Raw genomic sequence first — 14,984 nt, forward strand, 5'->3', positions numbered from 1 at the left:
CGGTCGTCGGCGTGCCGCGGTTGTGACCGGACGACAGCGAACAGCACCGGGACGCTGCCGAAGCGCTCACAGCGCGTGTCACCGTCCAGAAAACTGTTACTCACTCCGGTGTGTTACTCCGTATGCGCCGTCGCGTGTTCCTCGCGTCCGCTCTGACCGCCGCCTCCACCCTGACCGCGGGATGCGGTTCCATCGGGTCACCGACCGAACACACGGACCCGCTTGTCGAGACCGACGACAACCCCCGAGACAGGGGAAAATACCTCAAATTCGGGGCCGGAGACGACGGTGACCTCGCCACCGTGGGCGTCGACCCCACTTCCGGCCCGCTTCCGAGACCGCTCGCCGTCTCGATTTCGCATACAGACGACACGGAACTCCGGTCGCTCACACAGCGGTTCGTGGCACCGGACGGCGACGGGTCTCCGCCGAAACTCTCACTCCGAGGGCCATTCGAGGGAGGCCACGAGCCCCACCCGTCTGTGTCGCTGTTCCGAGACGATACGGCCACGGTCTTCGAGGTCCACCGGTTCGGCGAGCTCGCCGACGAGACCGCGTTCATCAACCTCGCGGTCACCGAATGGCCGGACTCGGCCCGCAGACTCGTCGTCGACAGTACCGTGGAACTCGTCGAGACGGGGACGTTCGAGCACACGCACGTCCTCGACGGCGAACTGGCGTTCGACTTCTTCGTCGAAGCGGATACTGGCGACGGAACCGCTGAAACACCGGATTCGGCGGGGTAGCTAGACGCCTGCTCGCCGCGAGTGCAGGCACCGGTCTGGACGTTCGAGACCGAGACGCGACTACTCCACGTACACCCGCGTCACGTGCCCGCCACAGCCGCATTGCTCGACGTACTCGTACGCCAAGTCACCGTCGAACCGCTCGGCGAGCGCGTCGTACAGGTACGTCTCCGGGTGGCCGTGGTCGCCGTGGGTGACGAGGTTGACGTGGTGGCCGGCGGTCGTGTGTTCGACCGCGGCGACCGCCTCGGAGACCACGAGGTCGCGGTCGGCGGCGTGCCGCGGGAGTTCGAGGTTCGCCGACCACGAGGTGTCGTGGACGCGGTCGGTCGCCGAGTCGGGCGTTTCGTGGTCGTGGTCGGCGGGGCGCGAGTCAGTCGTCATGACGATTCGAGGAACGGCTTCCGACTCAAAGAGCGGCTATCCGAACATGTTCGTCCGGGCTGTGAGACCCCGGGAAGCGGCGCGTGTAGCCTATAGCAGGCGTGTGAACCACGACCTGTATGGAGATTCAACGCAAGACCATCGCGAAGGCAATCGTCGTCGTGTTCGTCTTCAACCTCGTCGTGATGGGCGCGGGCGCGTGGTTCGCCTACCAGGAGGCCCCGCCGATTCCCGACGAGGTGGTCGGACCCGACGGTGACGTCGTCGCCAACGGCGACGTGATTCGAGAGGGCAAGACGGTGTTCCAGAAAGACGGCCTGATGAACCACGGGTCGATACTGGGCAACGGCGCGTACTACGGCGCGGACTACACCGCCGACGCGCTGGATTTGAAAGTCCAGTTCATGCGGAACTACTACGCCCAAGAGCGGTACGGTGAATCCTACGACCAACTCGACTCCGCCGACCAAGCGGCAGTCGCCGACGTGGTGAAATCAGACCTCGACGACAGCTACGAGGGCGGCGCGATTCAGTACACCGCGGCCGAGGTGTACGCCCACGAGCAGGTGCGCCAGGAGTACGTCGAGCGCTACCACGAGGGCGACCACGAGCGCGGCGTCCCCGTGAACATGATCGACTCCGAGGAGGAGGCGCGGGCGTTCGCGGACTTCGCCATGTGGACGGCGTGGTTCTCGCACACCGACCGCTCCGACGGCACCCACTCGTACACGAACGACTGGCCGTACCAACCCGGCGCGGGGAACGACGCCACCGCCGCCTCGATGACGTGGAGCGTCATCGCCATGGTGCTTCTCGTCGCGGGGGCGGGCCTCGGCATCTGGCTGTACAAGTCGGTCGAACTCCCCGAGCCGTCGGCCGAGGATATCACGGTGCCCGAACCGGGTGACGTGAGCGTCTTCCCGAGCCAGCGGGCGGCGCTCCGGTTCGTCCCGGTCGCCGCCGGGTTGTTCTTGGCGCAAGTGCTGTTGGGCGGCTTACTCGCGCACTTCTACATCGAGCGCGCCGGGTTCTTCGGCATCGAGTCGATATTCGGCGTGCCCATCCTGCAACTGCTCCCGTTCGCCATCGCCAAGACGTGGCACATCGACCTCGGCATCCTCTGGATCGCCGCGACGTGGCTCGGCGCGGGGCTGTTCCTCCCGCCGCTTCTGACCGGCTACGAGCCGCCGAAGCAGTCGACGTACATCAACGTCCTCCTCGGCGCAATCGTCGTCGTCGTGGTCGGCGGCCTGTCGGGCATCTGGCTGGGAGCGAACGGCTACATCGACGGCTCGCTGTGGTGGATTCTCGGCAACGAGGGGCTCGAATACCTCGAAGTCGGGAAGCTCTGGCAGTTCGGCATCCTCGCCGGCTTCCTCATCTGGGCGGGGCTGGCCGTTCGCGGCCTGAAGCCGCTTCTCGACAAGGAGCCGCCGTACGGGCTGGCGCACATGATTCTGTACGCCGGCGGCTCTATCGCCCTCTTGTTCACCGCGGGCTTCCTGTTTACCCCCGAGACGAACATCGCCGTCACGGAGTTCTGGCGCTGGTGGGTCGTCCACATGTGGGTCGAGGGGGCCTTCGAGTTCTTCATCGTCGCCATCGTCGGCCTGACGCTGGTGTCGATGAACCTCCTGTCGCGCCGGAGCGCCGAGAAGGCCGTCATGCTCCAGGCGCTGCTCGTCATGGGGACGGGCATCATCGGCGTCTCGCACCACTACTGGTGGGTCGGCATGCCCGACATGTGGGTGCCCATCGGGAGCGTCTTCTCGACGCTCGAACTCATCCCGCTGGTGTTCATCCTCTACGAGGCGCTCGGGCAGTACCGCGCGATGTCGGGCGAGTCGTTCCCGTACCGCCTGCCGTTCATGTTCATCGTCGCCAGCGGCGTCTGGAACTTCGTCGGCGCGGGCGTGCTCGGCTTCTTCATCAACCTCCCGCTCATCAACTACTACGAGCACGGGACGTACCTGACGGTCGGCCACGCCCACGCCGCGATGTTCGGCGCGTTCGGCTTCCTCGCGCTCGGCATGGTCACCTACATGCTCCAGCTCTCCATCGACGCCGAGCGCTGGGACGGCTCGTGGCTGCGCGCCGCCTTCTGGTGTTGGAACGTCGGCCTCGTGTTGATGGTGTTCGTCTCCGTCCTCCCGGTCGGCTTCCTCCAGTTGGAGACGGCGTTCACCGGGAGCTACGCCGCCGCCCGGAGCGTCGCCTTCTACGACCAGCCGCTGATTCAGACGCTGTTCTGGGCGCGGCTCCCCGGCGACACCCTCATCATCCTCGGGACGGTCATCTACGCGGCCGACCTCGTCAGAAAGCGGTTCGTCCTCCGGCAGTCCGCCGACGACCCGAGCGTCGAGGACATGGCCGTCGCCGAGGGAATCCTGGGCGACGACTAACGAGCGAGGCTCCGTCGAACCTCGCATTTTCTGCTAGCTTTTCGAAGTCGTGCTGCACAGAAAGCGCAAGTCGGTCATCACGTTCGTTCGGAATCGACCCCGACAACAACACCACTAGCAACCAAGAATACCGAGAAAACGGAACGAGACCCACGAACAGACAGCGAGTAGAGTGATTTTGCTCGTCCGTTAGTCAGTTTTGGTCTCTTCGAGGAACTGTCTCACTTCGTCGAGTTCTGGACATCCACCGAACTGATTGTCACAGATATAGAGAAATACGCCTCCGTTGGAAAGTTCTTCAGCGTGTCCAGCGGGAACCGACAGCAGTCGTTCACGGCCAATCTGGTCCGCAAGGTCAGCGTTGTAGAACGTTATTCATCGCGTGCTCCCCGCGATACGAGAAAGAATAGCACTCGACTAGCGAGTGTTGAGTCGGGCGCATCAGTATGCACGAACGTGAGATTCCACTCCATAGTCTCACTCGTCTTGGATTGTCTTCAGGTCGAGCCGTGGAGCAAACGATTCGTACGTCTTATCGCTCGAAACGATGGTATCACCATCTGATTCAACGAGGTGAAGCGCGTCGAACGGGGTGAACCCGTGGTCTTCGACGTAGGTCGCAGCTGTGACAACGGTGTCCACGTCACCACGTACTTCCAACAGAGCAGCGGCATTTGTGACGACTCGCTCTGTATCTCGTTCTTCACGGTATGCAACCATGAGGAGTTCGATGAGTGTGAACTGGGACGTCCATAGTTCATCCCGGTGGTCGCGATATACTTCCTCTGCGGCGTCACCGAGCCAGTCTTCGTCCTTGATGAGTGCCAGAAGGAAGTCTGTCTCCGCGTACATTCAGCGTCCAGCCTCGTCTATCGCTCCGTCACGTGCTCTTTGACGGAGTTCTGCCGCCGTCTTCTCGACGTCTGCGAACTCAGAGCGAAGGGCATCGAGCGGGTCATCCTCGATTGGAATCAACTTGATACCGTCGTGAAGTTGGACGATACGGTAGTGTTCACCGTACCGCTCTCGAACCTCTTTCGGGAGCGTCAGTCGCCCTCGGCCATCCAGCGTTGCTTCGGACATACGCTCATATTGCGTGGGCAGATTCAAGAATTTTCCCCAGAACGATTCAGATACCCACGCAAGCGAATCACGCTCGTGTGCTGAACTCATCCTCTGTCTGTGTCACACCACCCCATCAGATAACGGATGCACAACAGCACAGCCGGCGACTGACTCACCGTCTCTGCTTTTCGCCGACATCGGACTGCCGACTCACTCCCACGCGAGCACCAGCCCCGTCGCGGCCCCGACGACGACCGTTCCACCGAGGGTCGCAATCACGCCCAGCGCCCCGAGGAACAGCGGGACGACGAGAAACAGAACAACGCCCCTCACGAGCGCCGCCACCGGACTCATCCCGACCGGCGCTTCGAACGGGGTCCCCTCCATCACGACGACCGCGAGTTCGAGCAGGTACATCGGGACCGGGAGCGCGAGCAAGCCGACGAGGCCGCCGACGAGCGCGCCGCGTCCCCGGGAGTTCGCCCCGCCGAGTCGCCGCCAGAGCAGGCTGGCGAGGAGCCCCCCGCCGAGAAAGCCCCCGGCGACGAGCACCGCCATCGGTCCGGAGAGGACGGTGGGGTCGCCGCCGGTCAGCAATTCGACCACCGGGTCGGCGAGAACGTACCAGAGCGCGAACGCGCCGCCCGCGAGGGCGAACGTGAGCGACGGGCGGCGGCGTGCGGCGGCGAGGACCGAGGACCGAGGCATACGAGAGATTCGGCGCACCGGGAGAAGAAGTTCGCGGGCGGTGGGGAACCGACCGACGACGGGCAAAACAGACCGAAAAACGACGCGGTCGGACGCTACTCGACGACGACCGCGCCTTTCATGCCGAGCGTCTCGTGGGGCGTACAGGCGTATCTGTACGTCCCCGTCTCCTCGAAGGTGTGTTCGAACGTGTGGCCGCTACTGCCCGCTAACTCCGATTCGAACCCGCCGTCCGCGGCGGCGACGTCGTGCGAGCCACCCTTCCCGTTCCATTCCCAGACGACCGTGGTGCCCGGTGAGACTCGCACGGCGGCCGGGCCGTACCCGAACGCGCCGCCGTTGGCCTCCGCACCCACCGTCACCGTCACCGTCGAACTCCCCGTCTCGTCGGCGACGCCGTCGTAGTTGTCCACGTTGTCGAACCAGCCGTCGAACTGCGGGGCGCTCCCACCGGAGCCGCTATCCGCGCCGGTCGTTTCGCCGGACTCGGTCGTCGACTCCGCGGTCGATTCGGCGGTCGTCGCGTCGCCCCCGTCCGCCTCGGCCGCGTTCGCGGCGTCGCCGCCGGAGCCGGAACAGCCCGCGAGCGCCGTGGACAGCGCCGCCGTCGCAGTTAGTGCCGTAAAGCGCCGTCTCGTGAGGTTGGTGTCGCGCGTCATCAACTGTACCTCGGCGGCGACGGATGCAAGCGATTATCCCGAACGTGTTCGGGTCGGCTCCCGCACGCCGCCATTCCCGAGGCGTCAGTCGCCCGCCGACCGGGTCGCGGGCATCGGGCCGTCGTAGTCGGCAGGCACGTACCCGCAGAGCGGGTCGCTGGCTAGTGGGTCGCCGGTGTGGGCGTACGCTCGCGACCGACTGCCGCCGCAGACGTGTCGGAACTCGCACGCGCCGCACTTCCCGCGGAGGGCGTCGCGGTCCCGGAGCGACCGGAAGAGGTCGCTCTCGCGGTACCCCTCGACGAGTCCGCCGTCGCGGACGTTGCCGGCGGACGCGGGGAGAAAGCCCGACGGGAACAGCTCGCCGGTGTGGCTGACGAAGGCGAACCCGTCGCCTGCGGTGATGCCGAGCCGTCGGCCGATGCCGTCGGTCGGGGGCGCGTCGCTCGCGTCCCGCCGGCGCTGGATGGCGACCCGACGGTAGTGGGGCGCTTCGGTCGTCTTGACGCCGAAGGGCGCTTCTTCGCTCACCTCGGTCAGCCACTTCATGACACGCTCGGCGCGCTCGGGGGAAATCGAGTCAAGGACGCGCCCGCGCCCGACGGGGACGAGGAAGAACACGGACCAGAGGACCGCGCCGAGGTCGGCGACGAGGTCGCAGAGCGCGGGGAGTTCGTCGACCGTCTCGGCGCAGACGGTCGTGTTTATCTGGAGCGGGAGGCCGGCCTCGCGGGCCGCGCGGGCGGCCGCGACGGTCTGGTCGAAGCTTCCGTCTTCTCCCCGGAAGGCGTCGTGCGACGCCGCCGTCGCGCCGTCGAGGCTGAGCGCCATGCGTTTGACTCCCGCATCGGCGAGGTCGGCGACCGTCTCGGGCGTCAGCGACGACGTCCCGCTCGGGGTGAGCGTCATCCGGAGGCCCAAGTCGGTCCCGTACTCGACGAGGTCCACGAGGTCCGAGCGCGCCAGCGGGTCACCGCCGGAGAGGACAACGAGTTGTCCGGGGCCGAACTCACGGGCTTGGTCGAGCAGGCGCTTTCCCTCCGCGGTGGTCAGTTCGTCGGGGTGTCTCGCGGGCGTCGCGTCCGCACGGCAGTGGTCGCACGCGAGGCCGCACGCCTGCGTGACCTCCCAGATGAGGACGAACGGCCGCCGCGAGGTGTCGATGCTCGACGGGTCCGGCGGGGCGGTCGCGGTCGGCGGTGCGTCCGCGTCGCTTCCCGCGCCCGCGTCGATGTCGGCGTGTGGCGGTCGAGACATGGCTCTGGTCGGGTGGTTCGAAGGCCCGGAAGGTGAGCCACACCCCGAACGTGTTCGGCCGACTGGCCGGGGGAACCGAGACGAACACGTTCGGGGTGAGCTTCCTGCTCCGGCGGCCCCACGACTCCCGTATGGAGCACGAAGCGTACCTCGACGGACTCGACGCACCGAGCGAGCGACCGGTGGACTTCCTCGACGTGCGGGAGTTGCCGCCGCCGGAACCGCTCACGGAGACGATGAACCGCCTCGCCGCACTCGACGGCGAAACCGTGTTCGTCCAGCTCAACGACCGCGAGCCGAAGTTCCTCTACCCGAAGCTCGACGACCGGGGGTTCGCCTACTGCTCCGCCGAGCGCGACGAGGGCGTCGTCACCGCGATTTGGGAGCCGTGACTCGGCGCGGCCGCCGACGCTCCGCCTTCGCGCCCCTCGTCAACGCGGGCCTTGGCACCGTCTGCGTCCCGAAACGTATCAATCTCGCCCAATTTGGCATAATCGTTAATGTAATAACTCCTCACGCGTTTGTACGTGGTATGAGTTCAGACCACACGAATACCACCCACTCCGAATGGTGCCCCGACTGCGGCACGAAGATGGCCTTCACGGGCACGCAGCCGGCGGGACTCGCGCAGTTCTTCTGCGAGCAGTGCCGGTACCGCCGCGACCGCTTCGTCGGCGACGACTGAACCCCCGTTCGTCTTCTCGGGATTCGCACGCTCTGTAGCGGCCGTGCTCACCACGTCTCACGGCGTGGTACGACTCGCGAAGATGTTCGGAGCGCGTCTCCAAACCGGACAACCATTGTCCGTTTATACCCGTATCCGGGCACTCGATTCAACTGGAGGGAGACACAGATGCTATCCACGACTCGGCGGCGGACGCTCCAGTGGCTCGGACTCGGCGGCGTCGCCTCGCTCGCCGGCTGTGCGTCGGACGCGCCGACCGCCGCGCAGTCGCTCGACGAGACGGACGAACCGGCACAGCAGGGTTCGGCGAACCTGGTGGACCAGGTCGCGGCCGACCCGACGGACATCCCCGGACCCATCGACCGGAGCGAGCCCGCCGAAGTCGACGTGACGCTCCGGCCGGAGGAGGTGACCGCGGAGGTCGAAGACGGCGTGACGTTCACCTACACGACGTACAACGGGCAGGTTCCCGGCCCGCTCGTCCGCGTCAGGCAGGGCGACACGGTGAACGTGACGTTCGAGAACCCAGAAGAGAACACCATGCCGCACAACGTCGATTTCCACGCGGTCGCCGGTCCCGGCGGCGGCGCGGAAGCGACGATGACGAACCCCGGTGAGACGGCGCACCTGCGGTTCAAGGCGACTTACCCCGGCGCGTACATCTACCACTGCGCTGTGCCGAACATGGACATGCACATCAGCGCCGGGATGTTCGGCCTCATCCTCGTCGAACCGCCGGAGGGGATGCCCGAGGTCGACCACGAGATATACCTCGGCCAGCACGAACTCTACACCGACAAGGACGCCGGCGAGGAGGGCCAACACAACTTCGACTACGAGGCCATGCGGAACGAGGACCCGACGTACGTCCTCATGAACGGCGAGAAGTACGCGTGGACGCCCAACGGTCGGGGGCCGGCCGCGACGGTCGGCCTCGACGAGACGGTCCGGGTGTACTTCGTCGACGGGGGACCGAACCTCTCCAGTAGCTTCCACCCCATCGGGAGCGTCTGGGAGACGCTCTACCCGGACGGCTCGCTGACGACCGACCCACAGAGCCACATCCAGACGCGGCTGGTCCCGCCGGGGAGCACGACCATCGCGACGATGAGTTCGCCCGTCCCCGGCGACTTCAAACTCGTCGACCACTCGCTGTCGCGCGTCGTCCGCAAGGGCTGTATGGCGGTCATCCGCGCCGAGGGGCCGGAGGACCCAGAGATATTCGACCCCGACCCTGACCCGCAGTAGCACCGTCGAACCGGCCGGCAGTCCCCGGACTGACCGTTTTTCCACCTGACGCTGTCGAGCCTCGCCGGTTCTGACAGAACCCGTGTGTCGGAAGCGACTCCCGAGAATCGGCCACAGCATTATGACGTTCGCTTTCGAAGTGCCAAGGATGCCAGACGACAAACAGGGCCGGAACAAGCAAGCGGCCAACGAAGAACAGCGCCAGCGCGAGCGAGCGATCCAAGAGGCGCGTAACCGCGCCAACGAACCCCAACCTGGAAAGGAACTCGGGGACCTCGACGATGCACTCGAAGTTCAAGACTACCCGACCACAACGGAGCAACTCGTCGAGAACTACGGCGACTACGAGGTCGAAACACAAGGAGGGTGGAAACCCGTCGACGAGGTGCTCGCGTCGGTCGACAACGAAATATACGATTCTGCGGACGACGTTCGCGACCGGATCCAGCGAGCAATAAATCGGACGTGAGTGCGTCCACGGCGGTCCCTGTCGTCCGATATTTTGGTAACCTGCGTTCCGAGACGCGTCCTCTCTGTCTGTCCCGTTTGGCTCGTCCCTACCAGTCCCTTCCTTCCCGTGGCCGAGGCGCGCATTCTATTCAGCACGGACTCGACAAACTATCAGCGAACCACGACCACAACAACGTCTTCCACCTGTCTCTCGACTGCCCCGAAGCGCCAGCATCCCGAACGGTGAGTTGAACGTGTTCGGGGGTGGGCCTACGCCCGTGGCGACCCCACTTCGGACTATGCCAGACATTCCGTCCCTGTTCGGCGGGTCGCGAGGCGACCGCTTCGACGATAGCGACCAGTTCGTCCCGGAACATCTGCCCGACCCGGACGCCTTTCTCGACGGCCACCGCGTCCTCGACGGCGACGACCACGTCGCCGTCCACCGGGTCGCCCGCGAGGTGTTCGAAGAGCGGGGCGTCTACGACGTGACGTTCGGCTACAATCTCGCGCGGCTGAACCTCGACCGGCGACACCCGGACGCCGGCTTCCGCTACGCGGAAGACCGGGACGACCCATCCATTCTCCGTGCGGAGTTCACGCCGACGACGCCGTTTTGCCCGCAGTCGAAGACGCTCACCGTCGGCGCGTTCCGGGCGTGGAACGGCCTCGCCGACCGCCACGACTACGACCACGTCCGGGTTCGCGTCGCGCCGATGCACCAGCAGGCCGACGCCATCAACGCGGAACTCGACGCGATGGATGCGGGCGACTTGCCGGCAGCGTCGGGCGACTCGGCCCGGTCCGCTGGGTCGCCGACGGGCGAGCGCGACGACGAGGCGGAATCGGAGTCGCTATCGCTGTCTGAGGAGTTCGAGGCGGCGCTGAATCGGCTGTCGGGCGAAACGGAGTGAGTCGGGACTTCGCGGGTTGGCCCCGCGGGTCAGTCGTCGTCAACGGCCGGCGCGAACACGAGCACCGCGGTACTATCGACCGGCGCGCGCGGCGAGATGTCGCGGTCGCCGCCGAACCGCAACAGCTCTCCCGCCGCGACCTCGTGCGTCTCGCCGTCGAGCGTGAGTTCCATCCGGCCGGCGACGACGTGAAACACGATGTCGAACCCGGGATGAGAGTGCGCCGGGACCTCGTCGCCGGCTTCGAGGCGGAGTCTGACGGTTTTCGGGCGGTTGGTCTCGAAGACGGGCGCGTGCATCTGTGCCGGGAGGTCGTCGAGCGCGGCGTGTTCTGGCATTACGGGTAGGTTGTCGGCCGAACGGCCGGTAAGCCTGCGGCCGAACCCGTTCGGGGGAGACACGACCGGGAGCGAACGAGCGCGAGAACGAACAGGTGAGTGACGGCAGGTGCTCTTTTCACGTTCGCGTGAGTTGACGTGTTCGATGCCCTCCATCGTGGACCAAACCGTGTTCAGCGAGCCCTCCGGCGGCCTCTTTCCTGTCGTCCAACTCTGTGGCGCGCTCGTCTTCTCGGGGTTGTACTGGCAGTACGCCGTCGTAGAACAGTCCTTGTCGGGCGGGTGGCTTCTGTTTATGATCGCCGGGACTGCCCTGTCCGGAATCGCGGAATCGCTTCCGGAGGACCGGCGACGAGCGGCCGGCGTCCTGCGCATCGCGGCGGCTCTCGTCCTGACGTGCTTGCTCGCGATTCTCTTTCTCGCGCCCGAACTGTTCGGTCTCTGAGGAAGTGCGAGACGCGTCGCTGACGCCCTGACTCAGCCCGCGCCGTCGTCCGCATCGACAGCCGACGCGGCCGCGTTGCCGACCAACGACTGCGGGCTGTGAAGCCAGATGACCCGCAGGAGATTCGCGGCGAACACCGCGACACCGACGAGCACGAGCGTCCAGCCCGCCGTCTCGAAGACTGACGAGAGTCCGGCGAGGTCGTGTGCGACGACGGCGGCGACGCCCGAGACGACGAGGCCGAAATCGAGGCGGGCGAGACGGGCGCTGTAGAGGTCGTCGAGCATCGGCACGGGTTCGAGACCGAGGCGGTCGCTGTAGCGGTGGACCCAGACGATGAAGGGGACGACGTGATAGAGCGTCCCGAGCACGACGAACCCGACGAACCCGAGGCGGAACAGCGAGTCGGCACCCGGCGCACCGAACAGCCGGTCCCCGGCAAGTGGGTCAGCGAGCCACGCGGGGAGCGTCAGAACGCTCCAGCCTGCGAGGGCGACGGCCGCGACGGCGTACCGCGTGAGCATAGGCGTCCAGTCGACCGACGACTCGACGAGCCGGCGCGCGAGAATCACGGCGACCCCGAGTAGTGAGAGGGCGACGAGTGTGCCGCCCACCCGTACGAGCGTCGGGTCGGAGACGAGTCGGCCGCCGGCGAGCGCGACGACGCCGAGTGGGTAGCCGACCTCCTCGACGCGGCGAAGCCACACGTCGACGCCGCGGAGTTTCGTCTGGGTGAACATCGTCGCGAGTTGGTAGAGCGCGCCGACGACGGTCGTCACGACGACGCCGAAGACGGCGAGCGTGACGTGGGCCGCGCGGACGCTCGCGTGACTCACGCCGACGCCGGCGAAAAGCGGGCGCGTGAAGTCGACCGCGAGCAGGAAGCCGAGCGCGGTGACGACCGCGAGAAAGCCGAGTGCGAGGCCGAAGTGGCGCTCGGTCACGTCGTAGCCGTCGAGCCGGGAGAGCGTGCGCGCGACGTTGTAGGCGAACGCCCAGAAGCCGAGGAGCGCGGCGGCACCGAAGACGGGGAGCCACGCGAACGCCCCGAAGAGGAAGCACCCGGCGAGGCCGGCGAGACCGACGCCGACGGCCCACAGTTGGGCGGTCGCAAGCCGTCGGGAGTGGAGGTCGACGCCGGACCAGACCGGGACGAACTGCGTCATCGCGCCCATGATGGTGACGCACACCCAGCCCGCGAGCAGGAGATGGGCGTGCGCGAGCCGGGTGGCACCGGGGGCGACGCCGATGGCGAGACCGACCCGGAGGCCCACCGCGGCCACGAGGAAGCCGAGCGCGACGACGAAGTGCCGGAGCGGAATCGTCATCGGGGGCTGTCGGGCCGTGTCGACGTCCGCGGGAATGACGCTCATACGCGGACTAGCGCGGCGCGGAGCCCTACCGGTGACTCCGAACATATTCGCCGAGGATGGAGAAACGCAGGAGACGGGCCGGGACCGTGGTCACGACCCGCAACCGCGGCGCTACCGCTTCGGGAACGTCGCCGCGAACTCGTCGGGGGCGCGCCGTTCGACGGTGTAGTTGTCGGCGTCGAACGCGTCGACTTCGGCCTGCATCTCGTAGAACAGCGGTTTCGGGTCGTGGTCGTTGAGAATCGTCAGCGACTCGCCGGCGTCGAGGTCGTCGAAGGCGGCGTGAATCTTCGGATGGCGCTCCGCCGGTGGGAGGTCGCGCACGTCGAGAGTGGTGTCTGCCATACACGTCGCACCTCGCGGGCGACCGTCGAGTCGATTACCCCGAACACGTTCGACCGCGGAAGCGAAGATATCGATACTGTTCGCGGTCGAGAGTGCGTAACTATGCTGATTCTACGGGCTTGCCGGTGACGAACGCTCCCGTCACGAGACACCCCGGTTCGAGAACTCGGGAGACGGCTCGCCGAATCCCGGTCAGAAAGGCATGTTTATAACCAATCAACATGTTGTTTACTGACAAGCACACACCACCAATAACGAATTGGCCGGGAGCGGAACACGCAGACGTGAGCCGGCCGGGACGGCGCTGTTCCCGTGAGCAGTCAGAACTGATATACCTCCCATTTCGGAACTACTCCCACGACATGGACATCGAAGCGAGGATCAAACGTCGGCAACGCCGAGACGGGACGCCTCGCCTTCTCGTCGATTACGATTCGCTCTCGCCGGTCGCACACACCGACGACCCGGTGAACTGCGGGCCGGTGTTGGAGCGACTACTCGACTACCTCGACCCGGTGTTCGACGGCCACCTCCCGCCGAACGCCTACGTCTACGGACCCAAGGGGTCGGGGAAGTCGGCGGTCGTGACGTCGCTGTTCGACCACCTCGTCCGCGTGTCGAGCGTCAACAACGCCGCCATCCACACGACGACCCGCGTGCAGGCGACGTTCGCGCCGCGGTTCGTCTACGTCGACGCGCGCGAGACGACGAGCGCGTTCGCGTTCTACCACGCCGTCCTCGACGCGCTCGTCGACGAGTCGGTGCCGAAGCAGGGCATCAAGACCGAAGCGTTGCAGTCGCGGCTCAAAGCCACCCTCGACGGTCCGAAGACGGGTGCCATCGTCGCCGTCGACCACCTCGAGGAGCCGGGGACGCTCGACGGCGAGGAGTTCGTCGACCTCTGTGCCGGGCTTCCGAGCAAGGTCAGTTGGCTGGCTATCGGGCGTTCGTCGCCCGACGAGACGGTGCTGACCGACTACACGGCCAACGAGATCGAGTTCGAGCCCTACCAGAGCCAGGTGCTCATCGACGTGCTGATGACGCGGGCGTCGGCGGCCGGGTCCCAGCGGACGCTCGACCACCGACTCGCCCGCGACATCGCCGAGTGGGCCGACGGCGACGCTCACGACGCGCTCGCGGCGCTGTTCGGCGCGGCCGACGAGGCGACTCGGAACAGACACCAGAGCATCACCGCCGCCGACACCGCCGCGGGCATCGCCGCCGTGCCGCGGCCCTGCGTCTCGCTCGGCCGCGTGTTTGCGCTCCCAGCGAACCGCCAGCAGGTGCTTCACGAACTCCTCGCGTTACGTCCCGACCAACAGCAGTCGGTGCGGGCGACGAGCCAGCACATCGCCAAGTCGGTCGACCTCTCGGCGGCGACGGTCAAGCGCATCCTCTACGAACTCGCCGAAGACGGCATCACCCGCCGGGTCACGGCGGAGCGCGTCGACCGGAAGGGGCGGCCGCCCAGCCGACTCGAACCGCAGTTCCCGACGGTCGTGTTCGAACGCTTATTCGCCGCGCAGTAATCTGCTTCCACTGAGCGACAACGAATTTGTTATAGCGAATTGTCACAACTTCGTATGGGATTGACGATTACGCGACGGTCCACCGCTGGCGTCCTCGCTCTCTGTTGTGGACTCCTTTCTACAACGATCGCTGTGGAGGTTATTGGTGGCTATCTCTCGTTAGAGGGAATGCCGGTCGTGTATGGCCTTCTGGGACTGTCAGCAGTCGGAACTCTCGTGTCGAGTTGGTTCAGCCGAACCTCCTCGTGGAAGTTTGTGCCGCTGTACGGAGCATTGACGTTTGGCAGTTCGATTATACTGTTTCTCTATCTGTTCTCTCTAACGAGTGCCTGATGTTCCTTGACCCGACGCTGGTGCATCACGAGACGTCGTCGGTTTCACCCGATAACCGACTCGCGCGCTGTGTTCAGCGCGGCCCCGACAACCGCTCTGCGAC

The 14,984-nt window shown here is 66.0% G+C and carries 18 protein-coding genes; 9 read left to right on the plus strand and 9 right to left on the minus strand.

Annotated features, from left to right (window positions below; translation table 11 throughout):
• Nucleotides 1–122 precede the first annotated feature (122 nt).
• On the plus strand, nucleotides 123–746 hold the full coding sequence (locus AUR65_RS08695) for a hypothetical protein (protein WP_058566464.1): 624 nt from the start codon (nucleotides 123–125) through the stop codon (nucleotides 744–746).
• 60 nt (nucleotides 747–806) lie between these two features.
• Here the strand turns inward: AUR65_RS08695 and AUR65_RS08700 are convergent, their stop codons facing one another.
• Nucleotides 807–1,130, minus strand: a complete 324-nt coding sequence (locus AUR65_RS08700) for a CGCGG family putative rSAM-modified RiPP protein (protein ID WP_058566465.1) — start codon at nucleotides 1,128–1,130, stop codon at nucleotides 807–809.
• Nucleotides 1,131–1,249: 119 nt separating this feature from the next.
• Between AUR65_RS08700 and AUR65_RS08705 the strand changes: the two genes are divergently transcribed.
• Entirely contained in the window at nucleotides 1,250–3,532 is a 2,283-nt protein-coding gene (locus tag AUR65_RS08705) for a nitric-oxide reductase large subunit (protein WP_058566466.1), read from the plus strand.
• A gap of 477 nt (nucleotides 3,533–4,009) precedes the next feature.
• Here AUR65_RS08705 and AUR65_RS08710 read toward each other — a convergent pair whose 3' ends face one another.
• From AUR65_RS08710 to AUR65_RS08730, 5 genes are all read right to left on the minus strand, one after another.
• On the minus strand, nucleotides 4,010–4,384 hold the full coding sequence (locus AUR65_RS08710; protein ID WP_058566467.1) for a type II toxin-antitoxin system VapC family toxin: 375 nt from the start codon (nucleotides 4,382–4,384) through the stop codon (nucleotides 4,010–4,012).
• Nucleotides 4,385–4,615, minus strand: a complete 231-nt coding sequence (locus AUR65_RS08715; RefSeq protein ID WP_058566468.1) for an AbrB/MazE/SpoVT family DNA-binding domain-containing protein — start codon at nucleotides 4,613–4,615, stop codon at nucleotides 4,385–4,387.
• Nucleotides 4,616–4,807: 192 nt separating this feature from the next.
• Nucleotides 4,808–5,305 (minus strand): hypothetical protein, encoded by a 498-nt coding sequence (locus tag AUR65_RS08720; protein WP_058566469.1) that lies wholly within the window; start codon nucleotides 5,303–5,305, stop codon nucleotides 4,808–4,810.
• A 95-nt stretch (nucleotides 5,306–5,400) separates the two neighbouring features.
• On the minus strand, nucleotides 5,401–5,964 hold the full coding sequence (locus tag AUR65_RS08725; protein ID WP_058566470.1) for a halocyanin domain-containing protein: 564 nt from the start codon (nucleotides 5,962–5,964) through the stop codon (nucleotides 5,401–5,403).
• An 84-nt stretch (nucleotides 5,965–6,048) separates the two neighbouring features.
• Nucleotides 6,049–7,221, minus strand: coding sequence for a TIGR04053 family radical SAM/SPASM domain-containing protein (locus AUR65_RS08730; RefSeq protein ID WP_058566471.1), 1,173 nt, complete (start codon nucleotides 7,219–7,221; stop codon nucleotides 6,049–6,051).
• Between the two features lie 32 nt (nucleotides 7,222–7,253).
• On the opposite strand from AUR65_RS08730, the gene AUR65_RS08735 reads away from it, so the two are divergent.
• The 5 genes from AUR65_RS08735 (at nucleotide 7,254) to AUR65_RS08750 (ending at nucleotide 10,518) form a co-directional block, all read left to right on the plus strand.
• Nucleotides 7,254–7,613, plus strand: coding sequence for a DUF2249 domain-containing protein (locus AUR65_RS08735; protein ID WP_084816395.1), 360 nt, complete (start codon nucleotides 7,254–7,256; stop codon nucleotides 7,611–7,613).
• A gap of 140 nt (nucleotides 7,614–7,753) precedes the next feature.
• Nucleotides 7,754–7,906 carry an HVO_2142 family zinc finger protein gene (locus AUR65_RS19695; RefSeq protein WP_158250823.1) on the plus strand — a complete coding sequence of 51 codons (153 nt, stop codon included), beginning with the start codon at nucleotides 7,754–7,756 and terminating at the stop codon, nucleotides 7,904–7,906.
• Between the two features lie 168 nt (nucleotides 7,907–8,074).
• Nucleotides 8,075–9,154: a copper-containing nitrite reductase gene (gene nirK, locus AUR65_RS08740; RefSeq protein ID WP_058566472.1), complete on the plus strand. Its 1,080-nt coding sequence runs from the start codon at nucleotides 8,075–8,077 to the stop codon at nucleotides 9,152–9,154.
• Nucleotides 9,155–9,302: 148 nt separating this feature from the next.
• Complete coding sequence (locus AUR65_RS08745) at nucleotides 9,303–9,623, plus strand: DUF5789 family protein (RefSeq protein WP_058566473.1); 321 nt, start codon at nucleotides 9,303–9,305, stop codon at nucleotides 9,621–9,623.
• 280 nt (nucleotides 9,624–9,903) lie between these two features.
• The gene (locus AUR65_RS08750; RefSeq protein WP_058566474.1) at nucleotides 9,904–10,518 is read left to right on the plus strand and encodes a hypothetical protein; all 615 of its coding nucleotides are present in this window, start codon (nucleotides 9,904–9,906) and stop codon (nucleotides 10,516–10,518) included.
• A gap of 29 nt (nucleotides 10,519–10,547) precedes the next feature.
• Here AUR65_RS08750 and AUR65_RS08755 read toward each other — a convergent pair whose 3' ends face one another.
• Nucleotides 10,548–10,856, minus strand: a complete 309-nt coding sequence (locus AUR65_RS08755) for a cupin domain-containing protein (RefSeq protein WP_058566475.1) — start codon at nucleotides 10,854–10,856, stop codon at nucleotides 10,548–10,550.
• Nucleotides 10,857–11,001: 145 nt separating this feature from the next.
• Here AUR65_RS08755 and AUR65_RS08760 point away from each other — a divergent pair, with 145 nt between their 5' ends.
• Nucleotides 11,002–11,301, plus strand: a complete 300-nt coding sequence (locus AUR65_RS08760; protein ID WP_058566476.1) for a hypothetical protein — start codon at nucleotides 11,002–11,004, stop codon at nucleotides 11,299–11,301.
• A 32-nt stretch (nucleotides 11,302–11,333) separates the two neighbouring features.
• Here AUR65_RS08760 and AUR65_RS08765 read toward each other — a convergent pair whose 3' ends face one another.
• Both AUR65_RS08765 and AUR65_RS08770 read right to left on the minus strand, forming a co-directional pair.
• Nucleotides 11,334–12,674, minus strand: coding sequence for a hypothetical protein (locus tag AUR65_RS08765; protein ID WP_058566477.1), 1,341 nt, complete (start codon nucleotides 12,672–12,674; stop codon nucleotides 11,334–11,336).
• A gap of 111 nt (nucleotides 12,675–12,785) precedes the next feature.
• A complete protein-coding gene (locus tag AUR65_RS08770) occupies nucleotides 12,786–13,019 on the minus strand; it encodes a DUF2249 domain-containing protein (protein ID WP_058566478.1) in 234 nt (77 codons plus the stop codon).
• 362 nt (nucleotides 13,020–13,381) lie between these two features.
• Here AUR65_RS08770 and AUR65_RS08775 point away from each other — a divergent pair, with 362 nt between their 5' ends.
• Nucleotides 13,382–14,548, plus strand: a complete 1,167-nt coding sequence (locus tag AUR65_RS08775; protein ID WP_058566479.1) for a Cdc6/Cdc18 family protein — start codon at nucleotides 13,382–13,384, stop codon at nucleotides 14,546–14,548.
• Nucleotides 14,549–14,984 lie beyond the last annotated feature (436 nt).

It is taken from the genome of Haloferax marisrubri (assembly GCF_001469875.2).
Classification (GTDB): Archaea; Halobacteriota; Halobacteria; order Halobacteriales; family Haloferacaceae; genus Haloferax; species Haloferax marisrubri.

Bases quoted from the DNA above. Each gene is read 5' to 3' on its own strand.
- AUR65_RS08695 (WP_058566464.1), top strand. From the start codon at position 123: ATGCGCCGTCGCGTGTTCCTCGCGTCCGCTCTGACCGCCGCCTCCACC.
- AUR65_RS08700 (WP_058566465.1), bottom strand. From the start codon at position 1,130: ATGACGACTGACTCGCGCCCCGCCGACCACGACCACGAAACGCCCGAC.
- AUR65_RS08705 (WP_058566466.1), top strand. From the start codon at position 1,250: ATGGAGATTCAACGCAAGACCATCGCGAAGGCAATCGTCGTCGTGTTC.
- AUR65_RS08710 (WP_058566467.1), bottom strand. From the start codon at position 4,384: ATGTACGCGGAGACAGACTTCCTTCTGGCACTCATCAAGGACGAAGAC.
- AUR65_RS08715 (WP_058566468.1), bottom strand. From the start codon at position 4,615: ATGTCCGAAGCAACGCTGGATGGCCGAGGGCGACTGACGCTCCCGAAA.
- AUR65_RS08720 (WP_058566469.1), bottom strand. From the start codon at position 5,305: ATGCCTCGGTCCTCGGTCCTCGCCGCCGCACGCCGCCGCCCGTCGCTC.
- AUR65_RS08725 (WP_058566470.1), bottom strand. From the start codon at position 5,964: ATGACGCGCGACACCAACCTCACGAGACGGCGCTTTACGGCACTAACT.
- AUR65_RS08730 (WP_058566471.1), bottom strand. From the start codon at position 7,221: ATGTCTCGACCGCCACACGCCGACATCGACGCGGGCGCGGGAAGCGAC.
- AUR65_RS19695 (WP_158250823.1), top strand. From the start codon at position 7,754: ATGAGTTCAGACCACACGAATACCACCCACTCCGAATGGTGCCCCGAC.
- nirK (WP_058566472.1), top strand. From the start codon at position 8,075: ATGCTATCCACGACTCGGCGGCGGACGCTCCAGTGGCTCGGACTCGGC.
- AUR65_RS08745 (WP_058566473.1), top strand. From the start codon at position 9,303: ATGCCAGACGACAAACAGGGCCGGAACAAGCAAGCGGCCAACGAAGAA.
- AUR65_RS08750 (WP_058566474.1), top strand. From the start codon at position 9,904: ATGCCAGACATTCCGTCCCTGTTCGGCGGGTCGCGAGGCGACCGCTTC.
- AUR65_RS08755 (WP_058566475.1), bottom strand. From the start codon at position 10,856: ATGCCAGAACACGCCGCGCTCGACGACCTCCCGGCACAGATGCACGCG.
- AUR65_RS08760 (WP_058566476.1), top strand. From the start codon at position 11,002: ATGCCCTCCATCGTGGACCAAACCGTGTTCAGCGAGCCCTCCGGCGGC.
- AUR65_RS08765 (WP_058566477.1), bottom strand. From the start codon at position 12,674: ATGAGCGTCATTCCCGCGGACGTCGACACGGCCCGACAGCCCCCGATG.
- AUR65_RS08770 (WP_058566478.1), bottom strand. From the start codon at position 13,019: ATGGCAGACACCACTCTCGACGTGCGCGACCTCCCACCGGCGGAGCGC.
- AUR65_RS08775 (WP_058566479.1), top strand. From the start codon at position 13,382: ATGGACATCGAAGCGAGGATCAAACGTCGGCAACGCCGAGACGGGACG.